General features: G+C 57.9%; 20 protein-coding genes. 15 read left to right on the top strand and 5 right to left on the bottom strand.

Going from position 1 to position 20,351, the window contains the following annotated elements; all coding sequences use genetic code 11:
- Positions 1-61: 61 nt before the first annotated feature.
- The 3 genes from EKM85_RS06655 to EKM85_RS06645 are packed head-to-tail and all read left to right on the top strand — an operon-like array spanning position 62 to position 3,145.
- On the top strand, positions 62-748 hold the full coding sequence (locus EKM85_RS06655; RefSeq protein WP_125585491.1) for an ATP-binding cassette domain-containing protein: 687 nt from the start codon (positions 62-64) through the stop codon (positions 746-748).
- A 1-nt stretch (position 749) separates the two neighbouring features.
- Positions 750-1,928 carry a hypothetical protein gene (locus tag EKM85_RS06650; protein WP_125585490.1) on the top strand — a complete coding sequence of 393 codons (1,179 nt, stop codon included), beginning with the start codon at positions 750-752 and terminating at the stop codon, positions 1,926-1,928.
- A gap of 38 nt (positions 1,929-1,966) precedes the next feature.
- On the top strand, positions 1,967-3,145 hold the full coding sequence (locus EKM85_RS06645; protein WP_125585489.1) for a hypothetical protein: 1,179 nt from the start codon (positions 1,967-1,969) through the stop codon (positions 3,143-3,145).
- 190 nt (positions 3,146-3,335) lie between these two features.
- Here the strand turns inward: EKM85_RS06645 and EKM85_RS06640 are convergent, their stop codons facing one another.
- Positions 3,336-3,665, bottom strand: coding sequence for a hypothetical protein (locus EKM85_RS06640; RefSeq protein WP_125585488.1), 330 nt, complete (start codon positions 3,663-3,665; stop codon positions 3,336-3,338).
- A gap of 330 nt (positions 3,666-3,995) precedes the next feature.
- Between EKM85_RS06640 and EKM85_RS06635 the strand changes: the two genes are divergently transcribed.
- The 6 genes from EKM85_RS06635 to EKM85_RS06610 all read left to right on the top strand — a co-directional run bounded on the left by EKM85_RS06635 (position 3,996) and on the right by EKM85_RS06610 (position 11,594).
- Positions 3,996-4,793 carry an MBL fold metallo-hydrolase gene (locus tag EKM85_RS06635; protein ID WP_164510700.1) on the top strand — a complete coding sequence of 266 codons (798 nt, stop codon included), beginning with the start codon at positions 3,996-3,998 and terminating at the stop codon, positions 4,791-4,793.
- A 127-nt stretch (positions 4,794-4,920) separates the two neighbouring features.
- The gene (locus EKM85_RS06630; protein ID WP_125585486.1) at positions 4,921-6,246 is read left to right on the top strand and encodes a S1C family serine protease; all 1,326 of its coding nucleotides are present in this window, start codon (positions 4,921-4,923) and stop codon (positions 6,244-6,246) included.
- A 651-nt stretch (positions 6,247-6,897) separates the two neighbouring features.
- On the top strand, positions 6,898-7,302 hold the full coding sequence (locus EKM85_RS06625) for an iron-sulfur cluster biosynthesis family protein (protein WP_125585485.1): 405 nt from the start codon (positions 6,898-6,900) through the stop codon (positions 7,300-7,302).
- A gap of 630 nt (positions 7,303-7,932) precedes the next feature.
- Complete coding sequence (locus EKM85_RS06620) at positions 7,933-8,364, top strand: Hsp20/alpha crystallin family protein (RefSeq protein ID WP_125585484.1); 432 nt, start codon at positions 7,933-7,935, stop codon at positions 8,362-8,364.
- Positions 8,365-8,499: 135 nt separating this feature from the next.
- Positions 8,500-9,720 carry a hypothetical protein gene (locus EKM85_RS06615; RefSeq protein WP_225418947.1) on the top strand — a complete coding sequence of 407 codons (1,221 nt, stop codon included), beginning with the start codon at positions 8,500-8,502 and terminating at the stop codon, positions 9,718-9,720.
- Between the two features lie 53 nt (positions 9,721-9,773).
- Positions 9,774-11,594, top strand: a complete 1,821-nt coding sequence (locus tag EKM85_RS06610) for a heavy metal translocating P-type ATPase (RefSeq protein ID WP_125585483.1) — start codon at positions 9,774-9,776, stop codon at positions 11,592-11,594.
- A 93-nt stretch (positions 11,595-11,687) separates the two neighbouring features.
- Here the strand turns inward: EKM85_RS06610 and EKM85_RS06605 are convergent, their stop codons facing one another.
- Positions 11,688-12,395, bottom strand: a complete 708-nt coding sequence (locus EKM85_RS06605; protein WP_125585482.1) for a GntR family transcriptional regulator — start codon at positions 12,393-12,395, stop codon at positions 11,688-11,690.
- Positions 12,396-12,526: 131 nt separating this feature from the next.
- Between EKM85_RS06605 and EKM85_RS06600 the strand changes: the two genes are divergently transcribed.
- The 4 genes from EKM85_RS06600 (at position 12,527) to EKM85_RS06585 (ending at position 15,918) form a co-directional block, all read left to right on the top strand.
- Entirely contained in the window at positions 12,527-12,856 is a 330-nt protein-coding gene (locus EKM85_RS06600) for a PTS sugar transporter subunit IIB (RefSeq protein WP_125585481.1), read from the top strand.
- A gap of 60 nt (positions 12,857-12,916) precedes the next feature.
- A complete protein-coding gene (locus EKM85_RS06595; protein WP_125585480.1) occupies positions 12,917-13,261 on the top strand; it encodes a PTS lactose/cellobiose transporter subunit IIA in 345 nt (114 codons plus the stop codon).
- 534 nt (positions 13,262-13,795) lie between these two features.
- Complete coding sequence (locus EKM85_RS06590) at positions 13,796-15,235, top strand: 6-phospho-beta-glucosidase (protein ID WP_125585479.1); 1,440 nt, start codon at positions 13,796-13,798, stop codon at positions 15,233-15,235.
- A gap of 287 nt (positions 15,236-15,522) precedes the next feature.
- On the top strand, positions 15,523-15,918 hold the full coding sequence (locus tag EKM85_RS06585) for a YxeA family protein (protein WP_125585478.1): 396 nt from the start codon (positions 15,523-15,525) through the stop codon (positions 15,916-15,918).
- 86 nt (positions 15,919-16,004) lie between these two features.
- Here the strand turns inward: EKM85_RS06585 and EKM85_RS06580 are convergent, their stop codons facing one another.
- Positions 16,005-17,111, bottom strand: a complete 1,107-nt coding sequence (locus tag EKM85_RS06580) for an SLC13 family permease (protein ID WP_125585477.1) — start codon at positions 17,109-17,111, stop codon at positions 16,005-16,007.
- A gap of 318 nt (positions 17,112-17,429) precedes the next feature.
- Between EKM85_RS06580 and rlmH the strand changes: the two genes are divergently transcribed.
- Complete coding sequence (rlmH, locus tag EKM85_RS06575) at positions 17,430-17,909, top strand: 23S rRNA (pseudouridine(1915)-N(3))-methyltransferase RlmH (protein WP_125585476.1); 480 nt, start codon at positions 17,430-17,432, stop codon at positions 17,907-17,909.
- A 51-nt stretch (positions 17,910-17,960) separates the two neighbouring features.
- On the opposite strand, the gene EKM85_RS06570 is transcribed toward rlmH, so the two are convergent.
- The gene (locus EKM85_RS06570; protein WP_125585475.1) at positions 17,961-19,169 is read right to left on the bottom strand and encodes a chloride channel protein; all 1,209 of its coding nucleotides are present in this window, start codon (positions 19,167-19,169) and stop codon (positions 17,961-17,963) included.
- A 255-nt stretch (positions 19,170-19,424) separates the two neighbouring features.
- Between EKM85_RS06570 and EKM85_RS06565 the strand changes: the two genes are divergently transcribed.
- Entirely contained in the window at positions 19,425-19,838 is a 414-nt protein-coding gene (locus EKM85_RS06565) for a pyridoxamine 5'-phosphate oxidase family protein (protein WP_164510698.1), read from the top strand.
- A 213-nt stretch (positions 19,839-20,051) separates the two neighbouring features.
- Here the strand turns inward: EKM85_RS06565 and EKM85_RS06560 are convergent, their stop codons facing one another.
- The gene (locus EKM85_RS06560) at positions 20,052-20,165 is read right to left on the bottom strand and encodes a putative holin-like toxin (protein WP_125585473.1); all 114 of its coding nucleotides are present in this window, start codon (positions 20,163-20,165) and stop codon (positions 20,052-20,054) included.
- Positions 20,166-20,351 lie beyond the last annotated feature (186 nt).

The following is a 20,351-nucleotide window of genomic DNA, read 5'->3' as shown; positions in this document are numbered from 1 at the left end:
TCTATGTGAAAGGGCTTACTTATGTGATACGATGGTTAGAAAATAGGGTGGGGCGACTGCGATGTTAACGGTGAAGGATCTTTCGTTTACGTACAAAGACCAACAGATCTTCCAGCACCTCAGCTTCACGGTGCAGGACGGCGAGATCGTTGGCCTAGTGGCGCCAAACGGCACCGGCAAGACCACGCTGCTCAAGCTTTTGTGCGGTCTGCTGCCGGCCGGGGCGGACACGCTGACGCTGAACGGGCTCAAGCTGCACGGCAAGCGCATCGCCTACCTGAAGCAGTTGTTTTTCCTGGAGAATTCCAACCAGCTGTACCAGGATCTGACCGTGCGAGATCACCTGACCTACGTTAAGGAGGTCTGGCATTCCCAAGTGGAAATTACCCCAGTGGTCGAAAGCCTGGGCATGGGCGGTTACTACAAGAAGGTCATCAAGGACCTCTCCCTGGGCATGAAGCAGCACGTCCTGCTAGCGATGTACATCATCAGCGACGCGCAAACCATGCTGATCGATGAACCGCTGAACGGGCTGGATCCCACCAGCATTCAGGAATTCGAGGAGGTGTTCCTGCAACTCAAGGAGAAGGGCAAGAGCCTGGTCATCTCCTCTCACCAAATGGATAGCGTTGGGCGCACCTGTGACCACGTCTTCTTTCTCAAGGACCAGACCCTGCATGACGTGGCAAACACCGGTCAGGACATGATGGGTGTTTACAACCACTTCTTCCCGAAGGCAGGTGCTTGAGATGGGGGCACAGTATCGCCTGACGCTGAAGCGAAGCCTGCACTCAGTCACCAACATTGTGATTGCGGCGGCTTTTTTTCTCCTTTTGATGGGCACCTCCTTTAGTCACTATGGTCAGCTGGACACCACGCAAGCGACCCAGTACAGCGCCTACGCCACCGCCGATGAAGCGGTCGCGAAGACGATCAATGACCTGAAAAAGGTGAAGCCGGCATCGGCGTCGGTGAAGGCGGCACTCAAGCAAAAAAATCAGGAGAAGTATTACCTCGACCAGATCACCTTGGCGACCGCCGGGGGGCTTTCTGCCGATGTTAACGAGGTGAATAAGGCGGTGCTGGCCCACGCCAAGTACAGTCTGCGGGCAACTGAAAAGGATCCGCAGGTGCCACTTCAGCTGATCAAGTACCAGGGTAAGCCCACCAGCCACAAGCTGATCGAGCGCAAGAAAGACGTCGCGGTATACAGATATCTGTATCAGCACCACATGCGCGAGATCCCCGTGGCGGCGGTCAAACCCCCCGCCGCGAATTATGTCGCCAATGCCCTGCTTTACCACGTCTCGCCGCTGCTGATCATCGCCGTGTTCATTGTGTGGCTAGCGGAGTTCTTCACCACGGACCAGCGCGAGGGCAACCTCAGCGTGACCAACACGCTGCCTATGAACAAGACGAAGGTGCTGCTCGCCAAAATGGGCGTCGCCTTCACGCTCGCCCTGCCGCTGTTTGGCCTCAGTGCGCTGGCCGTGTACCTGGTGGTCGGGCTGGGTGCCGGCTGGGGCAGCTTCCAGTACCCCATTGCGTACTCACCAGATGGCCAGCAGGCCGAAATTATGCTGCTGGGGCATTTTCTGGTGTTGCTCCTCAGCGCGCTGATCGCGGTGTTCTCGTTCTTCGTGGCGCTGAGTGCGCTGGTCAGCTTGGTTGCCAGCGACATGGGCACCGTTCTGGTCGCCGATGCCTTGGTGCTGCTCACCGGCAGTGCGCCGGTCCTTGGCAGCAAGGCACTAAGCGGCGCGGCGAAGTTCCTGCCATCCGCCTACTTCGATTACTCGGGGCTGATCCTGCACACTGCGGCTTGGCCTAGTCTTGGGTATGGTGGTGGGATCGTGGTGCTTCTTGCCGGTGCCTCAATCTTGGTGGGCGCGGCGGGTCTGATCGTGCATCGGCGCCAGTTGCTTTGATTAGTGGCAGAAGAGAAGCTGATTAGGGGGGCAAGCAAATGGCTGGGCTGCGACTAGATATTAAACGCATGCGGTGGACCTGGTTGGGGCTCTTCTTCATTGCGCTGTTTATGATGATTTATCTCCCCGCGCGGCATGATATTACGGCATGGCCAGAGCAGCCGACCTCAACCAGCCGGTCTATCAGATATTACGAGGAATCACTCAAGCTCCCAATAAAGTCGTATGCGAAGTCATCAGTGCCGGGTATGCCAAGCGAGCAGCAAACGGATCTTCGTAATCATTATGTTGGCGTTGCAAAAGCGCTGAATCGAAAGAACTATCGTGCCGTTAACAGGCATGTGCTGGCAATCTTGGATTATGGGAGAAGAGACCCGTATCAATTTAGCCTCCATGATTCTCTGAACTTTCAAAGCGGTATGGTGACTGAAATACCTTATCAATACTTGGTTCATCGTAGAATCAATGCGACACCGCTTGTTAGCGTTCGTAGTGACGCGGTAAACGTGATTGCTGGTTCCCTTGGAGCTTATGGGTTTGGTAAGGATTTTTGGTATGATCGAAATACAAGCTTAGCGTTGCTACTTTGCATTGGGGGTATGTGTGTGTGCTTTGGTGACCTTTTCACCAATGATTACCGCCGCGGTACCTATACCTTCGTTCGTACGTTGCCCAAGTCAGAGTTAGGTTATCATCTAAAGCGCGCAACAGTACTAGTTATTGCAATCAGTTTGGTCTTCCTATTAGCTCTGGTAGTCGCTGTGGCAGCTATTGCGGCAGACCCTGATCACGCGCTTGGAGACCTGCGTTACCCAATTGCCACAGTCATCAAGGGTGACACGGTTCTGATACCAATTTGGCAGTACTTTGCACGCTGGTGGCTACTGGTTACCTTGTGGGCTGTGTTTATTGCCGGTTTGGCTTTTGTGTTTAGTCATGTATCCAGGAGTACAGTGATGTGTGTGTTTCTCTTGTTAGTCATTGCATTTTCCCGGCAGCTTTACTTGCTGCAGATGATTCCGGCCAGCTTGCGGACGTTTTTACCCGTCAGCTTCAATGTCATCCCGCAGCTTTTCTATCAGGCAGGTGACTTTGGCCCAATGTCGACACTTTGCTGGGCAGGTACTTTAATTGTTTGGAGTCTCTTCCTTTGGGGCATAGGGGGGATCATGATTAAATTTCGAACTAGGGCCACGGATGAGCAAAAGGAGCATTAACATACGGTGAACAGGGTTTTGCAGAGGAGCACATCTTTGCTTTCCGGACCGTTACTAAGTTCTCAGCGATCCGTCGAAATGACAGTTGACTAGATGGGCAAAATAGTAATGCCAAAAAAGGGGCGGCTTAATAGGCCCCCTTTTCGCTAACTATTACACTAACTATTACACTAACATCAGACCGGGTCAGTTAGTCTTCGACGTAGGCTTGACCGTCATATGGAATATGATTCCCATCTTCGTATAAATAATACGTGTTATTCTTATCTTGGCGGGTACCCACTAATGTCAGGCGAGCTTTTGTATACGGGATATGGCCAAACCGTGCGACACCGCTAAGATCCGCTACGTGGACATAGGCCTCTAGTACAAAGGTGGAATCTGTCTCGTCTGTCGCTGGTGTATCGACAGTTTGTGCAGGAATATTTGCTTCATCAACTGTCGATGCATTCACAACGGAAACGGATCCAATCCCGCACAATACTGTCACTAAGCTGAGTAAACTAATAATTTTCTTCATTTCCATCACCCTCTCAATTGCTGGCGTGTCATTTGTACTGAGACTCGTTTCATCTCTATAGTTAGTCTACGAAGGTTACTTCTATGGGGTCAAACAATACGAATCAGATACATTAGATAAAGGTTATTTTTAAAACGCTTCAGAAGGAACCAAAATAATAAGGCGAATTGTCGAAGCCACTGCAACTTTTTGCCGTGTCTCGTAAAGCTTATCTTGGTGGCACTTGGCGTCTCAGTTTTCCCCCCCTCGAAGCCGGCTGCGTTTGGCCCGCCGAGTGCGTATGGTACAATAGCCGCGAAAAGAGTGAGCAGATTGACAGAAGATTTTGGCATGCGCGTGTCCGTACTGGCATCAAGCAGTTCGGGCAACGCGACTTACATTGAAACCCCGCAGCATCACGTGCTGATGGACGCCGGCTTGTCCGGCAAGAAGCTCAACGACTTACTGCACAGCATCGGCCGCGACTTGAAAGACGTCGACTCGGTGTTTATTTCGCATGAGCACACCGATCACTGCCGCGGCGTGGGCGTGCTGGCCCGCCGGTACCCGAACCTGACGGTGTACGCGAACGCCCCGACGTTCGCCGCGCTGCCGAAAAGTGTGGGCACCTTGCCGCCGGACCAGCTGCGCGTGTTTGACGAAGGCAGCCAGCTCGACCTCGGCGACCTTGACGTCGAGAGCTTCGGCGTCTCGCACGACGCCGCGCAGGCCCAGTTTTACCAGTTCCAGCACGACGGCAAGCGCTTCGCCATTGTGACTGACACCGGCTACGTCTCCGACCGCGTCGAAGGGACGATCAGAGACGCGGACGCCTACGTGATGGAGACCAACCACGACCTGGAAATGCTGCGGGAGGGGCCTTACCCGTGGCCGCTTAAGCAGCGGATCCTCGGCGACTTTGGTCACTTGAGCAACGAGGACGGGGCCAACGCGATCATGGACGTGATCGGGCTGAAGACCAAGCGCGTTTACCTGGGGCACCTGTCCCCGCATAACAACATGAAGCCGCTCGCGCACGTCACGGTGGTCAACCTGCTGAAGGCGCAGGGGCTGGCGGTCGGCCACGACTTTCAGGTCCTGGACACGGACCCGGCGGTTGCCGACCCGCTGTTCACCGTAGGCGCCTGAGCGCAGTGCAGACGACGGTGTGGGGCAAAAACCCATACTTTTTTGGCCGAAAAACCAAGCCTTTTTCATATTTTCGTCAAACCAATTGCCTACACTGAAAGAGTATTAAAGAAGTGGGGGGATCAACATGGATAATCAATCACATAACTTCTCCGAATCAAATCAGCAACCGAGCTCGCCAAAGCGCGGGTTCGGGTTCAAACACCTCGCGCTTGTCGCCGTGATCGCGGCCGTCATCGGCGGCGGGGTGGGCGGCGGCGTCGCGTACGGGCTGGTCAGCCAGAACGCCAGCGGCTCCGTCCAGCAGGCGGTCACCAGCGGCAAGCCGGGCACGACGCAGGTCTCAAACGTCAGCGTCAACCAAAGCAGCGCCAGCTCCACCGCTTTTTCTAAGGTGGAAAAGGCCGTCGTCTCCGTCGTGAACATGCAAAAGACGCAGTCGACCTCTAGCGGCCTGGACGCGTTCGGCGATTTGTTCGGGGACTCGGACGCGGATTCAAGCTCCAAGTCCTCGGGCAGCACGCTGGAAGACGCCAGCGAAGGCTCCGGGGTGATCTACCAGAAAAAGGACGGCAAGGCCTACATCGTGACGAACAACCACGTCGTCGCCGGCTCGGACGCCCTTGAGGTGATCCTGGCTGACGGGACCAAGGTGTCCGCCAAGCTCGTCGGCACCGATGAGACCTCAGACCTCGCGGTGCTCACGATCGACGCGGCCAAGGTCACGACGGTCGCCAGCTTCGGCAACTCGGGCGCCATCAAGGCCGGCCAAACCGTGCTGGCCATCGGCTCGCCGCTGGGCTCTGAGTACGCGACCTCGGTCACTCAGGGGATCATCTCCGCCCCTAGCCGCACCGTTGACGTGACGGACGAAAACTCCGGGCAGGTCACCGGTCAGGCCACCGTCATCCAAACCGACGCGGCGATCAACTCCGGGAATTCCGGCGGCCCGCTGATCAACTTGGCCGGGCAGGTCATCGGTATCAACTCGATGAAGCTTTCCGGCACCAGCAACTCCAACGCGACGATCGAGGGGATGGGCTTTGCCATTCCAAGTAACGAAGTCGTGTCCATCATCGACCAGCTGGTCACCAACGGCAAGGTCGTGCGGCCGGCGCTGGGCATTGAAGCGCGCGATCTGGCTAGCGTTTCCGCCAGCCAGCAGTCGAGCCTCCTGAAGGTGCCATCCAGTGTGACCAGCGGGGTCGTCGTTGCGGGCTTTACCTCGACCAGCATCGCCAAGAAGGCTGGCCTCAAGCAGTACGACGTGATCGTCGCGATCAACGGGACGAACGTCGACAGTGTCGCCACCCTGCACACCGAGCTGTACAAGTACAGCATCGGCAACACCATCACCATTACCTACTACCGCGGCAGCAGTAAGCAGACCGTGAAGGTAAAACTGACCCAGACAACGGATCAGCTGGATACCTCGAGCAACTCCGCTCGATAAGTGAATAGCAAGACCAAGGCCGTGCAGAGATGCACGGCTTTTTGTTGTGAAGGTGTGCAGGGTCCGCACCCATCGCGGATCACTCGTGATTCGCGAAAGCGCTGACCAAATCAGCAGGGGATTGCGGAATTTCCGGTAGTTGGACAGCCGGTGGCCGGAATTGTTCGGGTGGGGGTTGTCAAGTGTGAATTCACCATGAGGATAACTCACAGGCCAGCCTGTGGATAACTCTGTGGATAGTGTTCATAACTCACTTTTTAGCTTGTTCTCAGACTTATCCACAGACGGGGAAAAGACGGTGGATAAACTTTTTTCTTTGTGAACCAAACGCTTGTGCGGGCTGATGCGAAGGCTTTTTGGACGCCATGGTTTGTGAATCGCCGGACTTCAAAACAGTGGATAACCCCATCCGAAAAATAAACCACTTGATTTTTCGCGCCACGAAATCTGGTGTCAACAGGGCGGCTGAACACTAGCGCTGGGGGGAACATTTGCGCCGGTGTGGATAAGTGCTGGGGATAGTCCGTGCACGACTGTGCGTGGCCGCAGCGCGTGCTAGTTTTTGGTAAGTATTCGTTGACAGGAGCTGAACGACCCCGTATGATGGAAGTATAAAAGGTTGCGTGCAATTTAGTTGAAAGGGTGATCGATATGGAAATAACGATTAAGGAAGCGGCACAGGACTACTTGGCCACCAAACTGATCCCTGGCGAGCGGCTGCTGCTGGCGCTGGATGACGGCTCAAGCAAGTATTCAAAGCTCGGCGGCACCTGTGCGATCGGCAACAAGTTCCAGCTAGTGATCGCGGATGCGCCGGATCCGGACTACGCCGAGGCCCTGGCCAACAATGCGGACCTCAACCTCACGACGGGCGCCCTTGAGCTGACGTACCTGGGCCACGGCCTGACCATGGACTACCGCAACGGCATGCTGAACCTGCGCGACGACACGGGCATCTTGGACGGCGCCGTGACCATCGCCCGCGCCCAGCCCCTGGCCAAGGAGGAAGCAGCAAGGCGCGAAGAAATGAAGGCTCTGGGCGGAAAGATCTGCTAAACAGGCTGCGGAGCGAGGCGCACTTAGCCCGACACCTAGCCTAGCCCAGCGCATTGCCGGCGTACTTTGCCGGCGAGGTGCTGGGCGTAGCTAGGTGCTCGGGCGTTGCCTCGCGGAGCGCAACTAAGAAGGCTGTGTAGCGAGGCGCACTTAGCCCGACAGCTAACCTAGCTCCAAGCATTGCCGGCGTCCTTTGCCGGCGAGGCCTAGAGCGTAGCTGGATGCTCCCCCGTTGCTCACCGGAGCGCAACTAAGAAGGCTGTGTAGCGAGGCGCACTTAGCCCGACAGCTAACCTATCTCCAAGCATTGCCGGCGTCCTTTGCCGGCGAGGCTTGGAGCGTAGTTAGATGCTCGGGCGTTACCTCGCGGAGCGCGACTAGGCTGCAAACCGAGCCGCCCTTAGCCCTGTAACCCGCGCCCCTGCGCGTTTTTCCACACCAACCCATCCGTTCCTGCCTCCGGGGTGGGAACTTTTTTTTACAAAGTGTTAGCACTCTCTTGACTAGAGTGCTAAATGGTGTCATAATACTTTATGTAAACAAGGAAAGGAGCTTCGGAGCTGGTGCTTCGGCAGCCACCGTCCTTGGGTACCTCAAACAGCTAAAAGATATGAAAGGAAGTTTTGCATCATGGCTAATGAATTGATGAATCGTGACAACTGGTTGGCGGATCCGTTCTTTGACGACTTGGGTTCTCGTTTCTTCGATCGCTTCATGCCGAGTGAATCGAGCCGGGTGCTGAAGACTGACATTAAAGAAGACGACAAGAACTACGTGGCCAAGGTCGAAGTCCCAGGCATCGACAAGAAGGACATTCACCTCAACTATCAAGACAACGTTCTGAACATTTCGGTCAACAAGAAGGCCTTCAACGATCACACCGACAAGGAAGGCAACGTCCTGATGAGCGAGCGCAGCTATGGCGCAATGAGTCGCAGCTACCGCCTGCCGAACGTCGACGATCAGAACATCAAGGCCGCGTACGACAAGGGTGTTTTGACCATCACCCTGCCAAAGCTCACCGAGCAGCAGCAAGATCCACACCAGATCGACATTGACTAAGCCATTGCCTCCAACCTTTGACTAGTGGCTGCCGAGCGGTCCGCCTTAACTGACGGGCCGCTTTTTTGGTGGTCTGGGCCCCATCTTGCCGCCGCGTTACGGTATGATGGGGAAAGAAAGTTTGGGTGAATCATAATGAAAGAGCAAGACCAATTAAAAGTGACGATGCCGGCCGGGGTGTACGCGCAGCTGCGCGGGGACCTCGAGACGCCGATGCAGCTGACCATCAAAAATGACCGGATCGTGATCCAGCCGGCGACCAGCGACCGCCTGCGGTCGTCGTGGCCGGCCTTCGTCTGGCCCGCCGCCGTGAGCCTGATCGCGGCCATCGGCGTGTTTATCTACTGGCTGTATCTGGGGGTGCGCACCATTCCGATGACGGGCGGCGTGTCGATCGCCAGTTTCACCATCGGCTTCGGGGTGGTATGCGGCATCGGGCTGTTCGTCGGCTTTTTCATCCAGTCGCGCAACGATCCGGAGAACCGCTTCTCCAAGGCGGTGTACTGGCGGAACTTCCCGGTGATCGTGGTGGCCTTCGCCATTATCTTAGGCATGGCGCTGCTGGGGATCTTCTGGGTGCTGGGGACCCTGTTTCCCGGGACGATTTTTGACCCGTTCACGGCGATCCTTCAGTTCTTCGTGTTCATGGTCCTGGCCAACATCTTCATGGTCCAAATGGCGCTGCGGATCAACGCGACCACGCTGTCGAGCCTGCTGACGATCGTGATCGTCTCCGGGGCCGTCATCTCGATGGCCTCAAACGGCAGTCGCCGCTGGTGGCAGTACAACCTCAGCTTTCTGGGGACCAAGCTGGCCTCCAACGCCTGGCAGTTCAACCTGACCTTGGTGATGACGGCGCTGATCATGGTCAGCCTCGTCGACTACCTGTTCGTGCAGTTGAACGCCCAGCATCGTAAATCCTGGCGGCTGACCACGCTGCGGCTCTTGCTGACGGTGGCGGCGCTCGACTTAGGCCTGATCGGGGTCTTTCCGAACAACGCGCAGTTTCATGTGCTGCACGACCAGGTCGCCGCATTTCTTGTCACCCTGATCTTGATCCTCATCATTGGGCTGCGCTGGCTGCTGCCAGAGGTGTCCAAGCAGTTCCTTTGGGGGTCCTACGCCGTCGGGGTCGTCGAGTTCTTGATGAACATGGGGTTTCGGCTCTTCCGGTACCCGAGCCTGACTGCCTTTGAGGTCCAAGGCTTCGCCATCGGTTTTGCCTGGCTCTTGTTCCTGTTCAGCCGGCTGCAGAACCTAATTGCCGAGGGTACGGTGGCTTGGCCGGTCGTGGTCGTCTGCGAGCCGGAGCTAGAGGCCCCGCAGTCCAGCCAAAAAGGGCAGCCCCAGGACTAGACTTACCAGATTGGAACGATTATAATTAAGGCTGTAAAAAGGGAGTGAGTGCGATGAGGAATTATCGGCGGCTCTGGGCCGTTGTTGCAGTTGGGATCGTGGCTTTAATTTTGGCGTTTGGGTTGCACCAGCCGGGCTGGGCCCAGCTCGTGATCACCGTCATCGGCGCGGCGATCGCGTTGCTCATGCTGATCGACATGATCAAGACGCTGAAAAGTGGCTCGTTTGGCGTGGACCTGCTGGCCATCACGGCCGTGGTGGCCACGCTGGCGGTCGGGGAGTACTGGGCGTCGTTGATCGTCCTGCTCATGCTGACCGGCGGCGACGCCTTGGAAGACTTTGCCGCGACCAAGGCCAACTCTGACCTCAAGCAGCTGCTGGATAATACCCCGACGACGGCGCACCGGCTGGTCGATGATCAGCTGGAAGACGTTGCGGTCGATGACGTGGCCGTGGGTGACCTGATCGTGGTCAAGCCCAGTGAGCTGGTCCCGGTCGACGGGGTGGTCACCGCCGGCTCAAGCATGGTCGATGAGGCCAGCCTGACCGGGGAATCCAAGCCGGTAGACAAGAATCCGCACGACGAGCTGATGAGTGGGACTGTCAACGGCGACGCGGCGTTGACGGTGCGCGTCACCAAGCGGGCCGAAGACAGCCAGTACCAGGGGATCGTCCGCCTGGTCAAGGAGTCAGAGGCGCGGCCGGCGCATTTTGTCCGCATGGCGGACCGCTACGCCCTGCCGTTCACCCTGCTGGCGTACGTGATCGCCGGCGTCGCCTGGGCGGTCACTGGCAATCCGCTGCGGTTCGCCGAGGTGCTGGTCGTGGCCAGTCCCTGTCCGCTGATCCTGGCGGCGCCGGTGGCGATGGTGTCGGGGATGAGCCGCACCAGCCGCGCGGGGATCATCGTCAAGTCGGGGACGGCGCTGGAGAAGCTTTCCTCGGCCAAGACCGTCGCTTTTGACAAAACCGGGACCATCACGCAGGGCGTATTGGCCGTCGATCAGGTGCAGCCGCAGCCCGGCTTTGAGCCGGCCCAGCTGCTGAAGCTGGCCGCCAGCGCCGAGCAGCAATCCACGCACATCCTGGCGCGTTCTTTGGTCGGTGAGGTCGGCGCAGACCAGCTCTTGGCGGCAAGTGCGGTCGAGGAAGTCACCGCGCAAGGCGTGCAGGCCGAAGTGGCTGGCCAAAGCGTGAAAGTCGGCAAGCCTGGGTTTGCCGGCACGACGGCCAGCGTTGATACGACGGCCGTCTACGTCAGTGTGGCCGGCCAGTTTGCCGGCACCATCACCTTCACCGACCGGATCCGCCCGGAGGCCAAGCAGACCATCAAGGGCCTGCACGAGCTGGGCGTGGCGAACACCCTGATGATCTCTGGGGATAACCAGGCGATCGCCGATCACGTGGCCGAACAGGTCGGCCTGGACCGGGTGTACGGCGAACAGTTGCCCGCGGATAAAATCAAGATCATCGATGAGACCCCTGAGGGCGAGCGGCCGGTGGTCATGGTCGGCGACGGGGTCAACGACGCGCCGTCCTTGGCGGTGGCCGACGTCGGCATCGCGATGGGCGCGCACGGCGCGACGGCGGCCAGCGAGAGCGCCGATGCGGTCATCCTGCGCGACGACCTCACGAAGGTGGCGTGCGCCGTCATCATCTCACAGGACACCATGCGCATCGCCAAAGAGGCGGTGTGGATCGGGATCGGGATCTGTACCGGTCTGATGCTGATCGCGGCCTTCGGGGTCATCCCGGTGATCATCGGGGCGATGCTGCAGGAAGTCGTCGATACCATCACCATTTTGTACGCGCTGCGGGCGCGTTCCGGCCGGCGCAACGCCGATCAGTACGCGCAGTCGACGCAGGAGGCTTAACCGCCTGGGTGGGCAATCAGGTGCCGGCGGGTGCTAACGATACCAAAAGGGGCGTGGCAAAGAGCCACGCCCCTTTTGGTATGCGCCGACGAGTCAGTTGCTGCTGAGGTGGGCGGAGTGGAAGTAGAAGTCCAGGCCCGGGTAGCTGTAAACCGTCTGCGAGAAGTTGAAGACCACGTTGTTGCGGGTGTAGTTGATCTGCGCCAGCGTCAGCAGCGACGTGCCCGCCGCCAGGTTCATCAGGTCCGCCTTGTCCGGCCCCAGCGTGCTCAGCGACAGGAAGTCGTCGGAGGACTCGGGGTCGATGTCGTAGGTCTCCTTGATGAAGTCAAAAATCGAATCATCCAGCGCGTCGGTGGAAATGAAGGGGATCTGGTCCCGCAGGTAGTAGGCCTCTTCCAGACAGTAAAGCACGGAGTTGAAGTAGCGCAGGCGAATAATGCGCCACAGCTCGGTGTCGTCCGGGATCTTCATCGTCTGCGCCAGCGGGATCTCGCTGGCCTGAACGCGGTCGAAGGTGACGACCTTGGAGTTCAAAGGCCCCCGTTTGGCCAAGGACTTGCCGGACCCAATCGACAAGTTGATGGTCATCGAGCCTTGCAGCTGCACGTTGTTGATGTAGTAACCGGACCCTTGCACCCGCCGGAGCAACCCATGCTGGTACACGACATCGATCGCGCGGCGAATGGTGTTGCGACTGACGTTGAACTGTTTCATCAAGGCCTGTTCGGTCGGCAGCTTAGTTTGGTATTCTCCAGACTGGATGGCTTGGAGCAGTTTTTCCGCAATTTCGTGATACATGAGTTACCCCTCCTGAACAAATTTTAGGTCAAGGGACTTGTTTATTTCGTACCCACGTATTATTATAGCATTGTAGCAATGAAAGCGGTTAAACTTTAGCCGCAAATTTGATAAAGGGGAGTTCTAATATTATGGCTGACAAAAAAACAATTATGTTGGTATGCTCTGCTGGGATGTCTACCAGCCTGCTCGTCTCCAAGATGCAAAAGGCTGCCGCCGCTGACGGTGTTGAAGCAGAGATTTTTGCAACCGCTGCCTCAGACGCTGACAACGCGCTTTCCACGAAGAACCCAGATATCCTTATGCTCGGGCCTCAGGTTCGTTACCTGCTGAGCCAGTTCCAAAACAAGGTCGGCGACAAGATGCCGGTTGAAGTCATCAACATGCAGGACTACGGCATGATGAACGGCGAAAAGGTCCTCAAGGAAGCGCTGTCTTCGATCGAAAAGGCCGGCAAGTAATTTAGGCTCAAACGCAAACGCTTACTGAACGCAAAGAATAAAGTATAACGGGAGAACGCAATGGCTGAAGAAGAACAGAACATGGATGCAATCATGGGCCTCATCTTGAACGGCGGGAACGCAAAAAGTTCCGCTTTCGAGGCGATCCAGGCAGCAAAGAAGGGCGATTTTGACACCGCCGACGCGAAGCTGAAGGAAGCTGACGGGTTCTTGGTCGACGCGCACAATTCGCAGACCAAGATGCTGACGGCGGAAGCCAACGGCGAGCACGCTAAAGTCACCCTGCTGACGGTTCACTCTCAGGATCACTTAATGACCAGCATCACGTTCCGCGACTTGGCGGGCGAGATCGTTGATTTATACAAGCGCCTGGACGGAGTGAAGGACGCAAAGGACGCTGAGTAGTTCTTGCATTGCATTCGAAAAAGCTGGAACAGCAATGTTCCGGCTTTTTTTGCAAGGTGCTGCGGCTCGACGCCTTTAGCCCGACGCTTAGCCTAGCCTGGCGCATTGCCGCCGAACTTTGGCGGCGAGGCGTCGGGCGTAGCTAAGTGCTCGGGCGTTGTCGAGCCGCAGCCCAGTTAGAAGAAGGTGCTGCGGCGGGCGCACTTAGCCCGACGATCAGCCTAGCTCAGGGTGTTGCCGCCGTACTTTGGCGGCGAGACCCTGAGCGTAGCTGAGCGCTCGGGCGTTGCCCGCCGCAGCCCAGTTAGATTAAAGTGCGAAAGGTTCGCGCACTTAGGCAGACGATCAGCGCAGCCGCCGGCATTGCCGCCGTACTTTGGCGGCGAGGCTCTCACCGTAGCTACACACTCCCGCGTTGCGAACCCGCAGCCTAGTTAGGCCCGGCAAACTGGTCCACTTTGCCGCACCGAGTACCACCGCACCAAGCCAGGCGCCCAGCGCCCGAGCAGATTAAGATTAAGGAGAGTCAGACAGATGACAAAAGGTTACAAGATGCCAAAAGGATTCCTGTGGGGCGGCGCGGTCGCCGCGCACCAGGTCGAAGGCGGCTGGCAGGAAGGCGGCAAGGGGGTCAGCATTGCTGACACAATGCGCGCCGGTGAAAATGGCGTGCCGCGCGTCGAGGACGCCGAGGTTTTGCCCGGCAAGGTCTATCCCAACCACTGGGGCGTCGAGTTCTATTCGCACTACAAGGAAGACATTAAGCTGTTTGCCGAGATGGGGTTCAAGGCGTTTCGCACGTCGATCGCGTGGACGCGGATCTACCCGAACGGCGACGAAGCGGTCCCTAACGAGGCGGGGCTGGCGTTTTACGACGACCTGTTCGCCGAGCTGCACAAGTACAATATAGAACCGATCGTCACCCTGTCTCACTTTGAAATGCCGATGCACTTGGTCAAGGCGTACGGCGGGTTTGCCAATCGCAAGGTCGTCGACTGCTTCACCAAGTTCGCCGAGACCTGCTTCCGCCGCTACCACGACCAGGTGAAGTACTGGATGACCTTTAACGAGATCAATAACCAGACTTCCTGGCGTGATCCGCACCCCCTGCTGCAAAACTCCGGGTTGATCCTCAAGGCCAGCGACAACTGGGAAGAGAAAATGTTCCAGGCGGCGCACCTGGAGTTCGTGGCGTCTGCGCAGACTGTTCAGATCGCCCACGCCATTGACCCGACCCTGAAAGTCGGCGACATGATCGCCTTCAACCCGATCTACCCGCTGACCGCGCGGCCTGAAGACGTGCTGTACTGCCAGCGCGCGATGGATTACCGGTACTACTTTGGCGATGTGATGGCCACCGGCGAGTACCCAGCCTGGATCAAGAAGTACTGGGCGCGCAAGGGCTACGACGTTGGCATCACCGCCGCCGATGAGGCGATCCTCAAGGCCGGCGCGGTCGATTTTGTCGGCTTCTCCTACTACAATTCCGCGGTGGTCAAGTATGCGGACGACAATCCCGACCTGGACTTCGACGAGGCCAGCAACCAGGAGAAGAACCCGTACGTGCCGCGCTCGGACTGGGGCTGGCAGATCGACCCCGTTGGCCTGCGCTACAGCATCAACTGGATGACGGCGCGGTGGCACAAGCCGATGATGATCGTCGAAAACGGCTTCGGCGCGTTTGACAAGGTCGAAAAGGACGGCAGCGTCCACGACGATTACCGCATCAAGTACCTGGCCGACCACCTGCTGCAGGCGGAAAAGGCGGTCGCCGAAGACGGCGCCGACCTGATCGGCTACTGCCCGTGGAGTGCGATCGACGTCGTGAGTGCCTCGACCGGCGAGATGAAGAAGCGTTACGGCTTCATCTACGTGGACGCGGACGACCAGGGCCACGGCACCTGGAAGCGCAGTCGTAAGGACTCCTTTAACTGGTACAAACAGGTCATTGCCAGCGACGGCGCTGACCTGTAAAGCGGACCTGTAGAGCGGATGAGAATGGCGAAGACAGGCTGAGACACAAAGCGGTTTTAGCCCAAAACGCAGGCGCCCCTGCATCACGATTCGTGCGTTTCGAATCGCGGTGCAGGGGCGTTTGCGTGTCTGGGCGTTGCTTTGTGGAACGCGACTAAGGCGCAGGCAAGCGGCCCGCGCCTTTTTCACGGCAAAAATCCATCTCAGGCCCGCCTGCAACTACACCTCAAGCCCCATGAGCGCCCTTCGTTTACCCGGTAAAGTAAAGGGCGAAAGGGGCGAGTGGGATGAGGCAGGCAACCTGCAACGTGGGCGCATTTGTGATCCTCGTGGGGATCGTGCTGTTTGGCATGCCGCTAGTCACCCGGAATCAGCCCACCGCCGCGGCGGACCTGCTTGACCGCTACAACCCGGTGGTGCCGACGCAGACCATGTATGCGGCAGCGGGCGGCTGCAGCGTGGAGTGGGTCCAAAACCGCCACGGCGGGCGGGATTATCGCTACCGCCTGACCGGGGTCTCGGCGCGCGGTCAAGGCCGCCAGCTGTTGGTGCAAGTCGAAAGCCGCCCCCTGGCCCCGCACACCTATCTGAAGCTGCGCGCCAAGGGGCAATCCGTCGTGTCCTGGCACCAAATTAATGCCAGCGCGCTGCCCCGGGCGGTGCGCCTCAAGTTGACCCAATAGAACCAAAAAGCGCCGCGGATCACCATCGATCCGCGGCGCTTTGCGCGTTAAAAAAGCCCACACCGCGCAGCGGCCGGCTTTTGATATTAGTAAATGAAGTCGAGGATCAACCAGCCCATGCAGCCGAGCACGACCAGGCCGATCACGTTGAAGGCCAGAAAGCCCAGCAGGAACTTGCCGGCGTGGCCGTTGCCCCAGGTGGCGTATTCTTTGTACACCAGCAGGTTGCACATTGAGCCGACCACCGAGCCCAGGCCGCCGATGTTTGAACCCAGAAACAGCGCCGCGGCGTAGTTGGTGAACTTCCCGATCAGGACGGTCGACGGCACGTTGGAGATCAGCTGGCTGGTCAGGATCGACGTCAGGAACACCGAGTGGTCGGTGCTGACGAGGCCGGAGATGAAGTCGACGATCCACGGCATCTGCTGCAGAACGGACACAATGACGAAGAAGCCGGCGAAGGTGAGGACGATCGCGTAATCAACTTTTTTCATGATCTCGCGGTTGTACAGGCTGGCCAGCAGGATCGCGGCGATGGCGCCGACGTAGGACGGCAGGAGCTTGAGCACCCCGGCGAAGATCAGGAGCGCCACGATCACCGTGATGATCGTCGGCCGGGTCTGAATGTGGATGTCCTGGAACGCCACGGTGGGCAGCTTGATTTTTTTAATGAAAAAGGTGAAGCCCGCCAGCAGAACGATCGACGCGATGAGCAGCGGGATCGACCAGCTGAAGAACTGGCCGATGCCGATGGTGTAGTGGCTCATCAGGAAGATGTTGTGCGTGTTGCCGAACGGGGTGAAGGCACTGCCGAAGTTGGCGGCCATCCCGATCAGCGTGACCGGCAGGATCTCCGGCAACTCGTACTTCTTGGCGATTTCAAGGTATAGCGGAATGAGGGTGATCACCGTGACGTCGTTGGTCAGAAACATCCCAGCGACGATGGCGAGCCCGAGGAACATGGTGACGAGCTGCCGCGAATTGGCGGCGAGGCTGGTCAGGCGGTAAGCAAAATAGTCCAGAATGTGCAGGTACTCGAAAATCTGGATGACGGTCATCATCCCGAGGATCGACCAGAGCGTATCGAAGCTGATGTCCGAAAACTTCGGTCTGGCCGCGAACAAGCTTAGCACTACTAGGAAGGCGGTGATCTGCAGCACCCGGTCCTTGGCAATGTTTCTGATTACAGTCATAAATGTCCACACTCCAAAAGTGACTCAACTCTTCTATTTTGCGCCTCTTTCAGAAAGCGTACAACGGAAGCCTTGTAAAACTCGTGTAAACTCCGAACGATGGAAAAGTGGGTGATGACCGGTAAAAATCAGTAAGAACGTGCAAGATAAGGCCGGCGCAGCGGCGTTTTCAATTTTCGCCCGCGGTTGAGTACGCTTTCCTAAAGTGGGGGATGGTGTGTAAAAATGGCCAAATAAATCGTTACATTGTCTTTTCGTTGTGAACATCCTGCGGCCCGTGGCCCTTTTCAGGTATACTGAGCGCTAGAGGTGACATAGATGAATATCAAAGTGATCGGTGTGGGCAAGCTGAAGGAGAAGTACTTCAAGGACGGCATCGCCGAGTACCGCAAGCGGCTGGACAAGTTCGCCAAGGTCCAGATCGTGGAGGTCCCAGACGAAAAGGCCCCCGAGTCGCTGTCCGAGGCTGAAATGGCGCACGTCAAGGAAGTCGAGGGCGAGCGCATCCTCGGCAAGATCAAGGACAAGGAGTGGGTCATCGCCCTGGCCATTGAGGGCAAGCAGCGGGCCAGTGAGGTTTTCGCCAAGGAGCTTGAGGACCTCGGCACGTACGGCCACTCCGACATCACCTTTGTCATCGGCGGCTCCTTGGGCCTTTCGCCGGCCGTGATGAAGCGCGCCAACGACACCCTGAGCTTCGGCAAGCTGACCATGCCGCACCAGCTGATGCGGCTGGTGTTGATGGAGCAGATCTACCGGGCGTTCATGATCCAGATCGGCAGTCCGTACCACAAGTGAGACGAAAGAAGGAGCCGCAGCTGCGACTCCTTTTTTTGTTCCCGGCGGCGCTTATTTTGCCAGCAGACCGGCCCATTGGTGGACCCAGTCGACCAGCAGCAGGTGTTGCTTGCGGTCGGCCAGCCAGAGGCCCAATGTGACCAGGGCGCAGATCCCCAGCAGGTTCGGCGGCAGGAACATGATGCCCATGACTCCGCCGGCGACCAGTGGCGCTTCCAGGATCGTCCCGCCGGCGCTGATGGCGAACACGGCGATGACGAAGACCGCGTCGGCCGGCAGGAACTGGCTCAGGGCAATGCCTTGGGCGGTGGCGCAGAACAGGACGGGGAAAATGTCGCCGCCGATCCAGCCGGTGTTGAGGCAGAGGGTGACCAGGGCAAGCTTCGCCAGGGCCGCTGCGATGAGAAACGTCGCTGATTGGTGCTGCCAGCTGCCGGCCAGCAGGTGAAAATTGGCCATGCCGGAGTAGTTGATGGCGGGGAGCCACAAGCTGGCGGCGTAGATAGCGAGGCCGCCAAGCAGCAGGAGGCTGGCCTGCCGGCGGACCCGGCCCAGCACCAGACGGCGCAGCATCACCATGAGCCTTAACTCGAGGCGGCCGACCAACCGTCCGGCCAAGAAGACCGGCAAAAGCCACGCCCACTCGCGCAGCCCCCAGTGGGCGCGGCCCAGCAGGACGAGGACGGACGGCTCGCCGCCGAATTTGCAGGTGAGGTAGAAGGCAAAGCAGCCAGCCGCCAGTTCAGCGAGGACAAGCGGCGACCACCACGAGGCCGTGCTGGTTGCCGGGCGCGGCTGCAAAGCGCGATGCGGCACCGCCATGGCCTTCAGGATCGCGCGCTTCCCGTCTTGCCAGTGCAGGGTCAACCAGCGCTGCTTTTCCGCCAGCCACACGCCGCCCAGGACCGTTGTGCTGACCAGCGTGGCTTCCGGGCCAAGGCTGGTCCCGCTGGTCAGGATCAGGGCGGGGATGACCAGCTGGAGCAGGAGATAGCGGTAGTTGGTCGTCCCGGTGTGCGCCAGGTCCGCGCGGATCAAGCCCAGGGGCCGCGGCAGCTGGCCGGTGGTGGACTGGACGAGGTAGATCAGGCCGCCGATCAGCAGCAGCCACGCCGCGTTGAACACCGGCCGCCAGGTGGTGCCCAGGCCGACGAGGTGGATCAAGGTCCCTTGCAAGAGGTAAAAGCCGCCGAGAAAACTCCCTAACCCGACGCTGCAGAGCAGCCCGTAGCCGCCGATCACGATTCGTTTCACCAGCATTTTCACCCTTTCCCCGCTTTTGACAGCAGTCCTTTCAGCATACGGGGAAATAGGGTGGATGTCCATGACCCCATTCTTTCAGAAAACTTTGCTGATTCTGCTTCGGCGGTCCAGGGGGTACGCACTGGCCGGGCAATGAGTGTGATCGATACCCGAATGGCGGTGACTTGTAATTCGGACCGTAACCGCTTACCATTTATCTTGACGAACGAATTTAGCTCGCCCGAAGATGTCATATTTATTGGAGGGATTATTTTGGCTAATACGGAAGATCTAGAGAGAATTTTTAATGCAGCGTCACAAATCGCGGTGGCAACCCTGACGGAAGACGGGACTGCGCCTGATGTGCGCATCGTGCTGGGCGTCTACGACAAGGCCACCAACCAGGAGCTGTTCATGACCGCGGCCAACGCCGAGAAAGTCGCAGAAATCGGCAAGCACAGCCAGGCCTCGTTTGCGACCCCGCAGTTTGGCAACAACGATGTGGCCCGGGTCCGCAAGGCGACGGTCCAGAAGATCGACCCGACCCCAGAGCAGCTGGCCCTGTATAAGGCCAAGTACCCACAGACCGCGAAGTACGCCGCGCACGCCGACTTCTTCGCCCTGCGCTTCAAGCAGGCCGAAGTCACGATCGTCGGGGAGAACTCGACAGTTGAGGTCGCGGATTAGGCCGGCGGGTCGTGGCTTCGAGATCAAGCAGAGACGTTGATTGAGACTCAGGATGAGCCGATGATTTTCTTTCTCATGCCGCTCTTCCATGTTATACTTTAGGCGTAGAAAAAGGCGACGCGCTTTTCAGCACGTCGCCCCTGCAGACCGTTAAAGACGGTTGGCATTTAGTTCGAATAGTCGAAGACCGCTAAACCTCCTGCCAGAAGTTTACTAGCGGTCTTTTTTGTCGACAATTGCTTGAATGATGGCGACAATCAGGCCGATGAGAGACAGGATAAACCCGCCAAACATTAGCATGAGCGTTATCGCATCAGCAACGGACAATCAGGCACCTCCTTTCCACTGGTGAGTGATTCATGCGCATAGGCACCACCTCACTATGGTTTGGATTTACCAACCGTTTTCAACTTTCTGCTCGCTTAATGTATCATGTCAACCACTTGATCCTGATGACAATGACATAACGGGTTTGTGAGGAAAGGATTGTAATCCGTTAACCGTGCCCTTCGT

This window comes from Lacticaseibacillus jixianensis (genome assembly GCF_003946485.1).
Classification (GTDB): domain Bacteria; phylum Bacillota; class Bacilli; order Lactobacillales; family Lactobacillaceae; genus Lacticaseibacillus; species Lacticaseibacillus jixianensis.
This window is presented reverse-complemented; position numbering and strand designations above follow the sequence as displayed.

What these genes read in the sequence shown, in the direction of transcription:
- EKM85_RS06645 (WP_125585489.1), top strand. Translation starts at nt 1,967, where the DNA reads ATGGCTGGGCTGCGACTAGATATTAAACGCATGCGGTGGACCTGGTTG.
- EKM85_RS06655 (WP_125585491.1), top strand. Translation starts at nt 62, where the DNA reads ATGTTAACGGTGAAGGATCTTTCGTTTACGTACAAAGACCAACAGATC.
- EKM85_RS06610 (WP_125585483.1), top strand. Translation starts at nt 9,774, where the DNA reads ATGAGGAATTATCGGCGGCTCTGGGCCGTTGTTGCAGTTGGGATCGTG.
- EKM85_RS06630 (WP_125585486.1), top strand. Translation starts at nt 4,921, where the DNA reads ATGGATAATCAATCACATAACTTCTCCGAATCAAATCAGCAACCGAGC.
- EKM85_RS06585 (WP_125585478.1), top strand. Translation starts at nt 15,523, where the DNA reads ATGAGGCAGGCAACCTGCAACGTGGGCGCATTTGTGATCCTCGTGGGG.
- EKM85_RS06595 (WP_125585480.1), top strand. Translation starts at nt 12,917, where the DNA reads ATGGCTGAAGAAGAACAGAACATGGATGCAATCATGGGCCTCATCTTG.
- EKM85_RS06570 (WP_125585475.1), bottom strand. Translation starts at nt 19,169, where the DNA reads ATGCTGGTGAAACGAATCGTGATCGGCGGCTACGGGCTGCTCTGCAGC.
- rlmH (WP_125585476.1), top strand. Translation starts at nt 17,430, where the DNA reads ATGAATATCAAAGTGATCGGTGTGGGCAAGCTGAAGGAGAAGTACTTC.
- EKM85_RS06615 (WP_225418947.1), top strand. Translation starts at nt 8,500, where the DNA reads ATGAAAGAGCAAGACCAATTAAAAGTGACGATGCCGGCCGGGGTGTAC.
- EKM85_RS06620 (WP_125585484.1), top strand. Translation starts at nt 7,933, where the DNA reads ATGGCTAATGAATTGATGAATCGTGACAACTGGTTGGCGGATCCGTTC.
- EKM85_RS06650 (WP_125585490.1), top strand. Translation starts at nt 750, where the DNA reads ATGGGGGCACAGTATCGCCTGACGCTGAAGCGAAGCCTGCACTCAGTC.
- EKM85_RS06640 (WP_125585488.1), bottom strand. Translation starts at nt 3,665, where the DNA reads ATGAAGAAAATTATTAGTTTACTCAGCTTAGTGACAGTATTGTGCGGG.
- EKM85_RS06590 (WP_125585479.1), top strand. Translation starts at nt 13,796, where the DNA reads ATGACAAAAGGTTACAAGATGCCAAAAGGATTCCTGTGGGGCGGCGCG.
- EKM85_RS06580 (WP_125585477.1), bottom strand. Translation starts at nt 17,111, where the DNA reads ATGACTGTAATCAGAAACATTGCCAAGGACCGGGTGCTGCAGATCACC.
- EKM85_RS06625 (WP_125585485.1), top strand. Translation starts at nt 6,898, where the DNA reads ATGGAAATAACGATTAAGGAAGCGGCACAGGACTACTTGGCCACCAAA.
- EKM85_RS06605 (WP_125585482.1), bottom strand. Translation starts at nt 12,395, where the DNA reads ATGTATCACGAAATTGCGGAAAAACTGCTCCAAGCCATCCAGTCTGGA.
- EKM85_RS06635 (WP_164510700.1), top strand. Translation starts at nt 3,996, where the DNA reads ATGCGCGTGTCCGTACTGGCATCAAGCAGTTCGGGCAACGCGACTTAC.
- EKM85_RS06600 (WP_125585481.1), top strand. Translation starts at nt 12,527, where the DNA reads ATGGCTGACAAAAAAACAATTATGTTGGTATGCTCTGCTGGGATGTCT.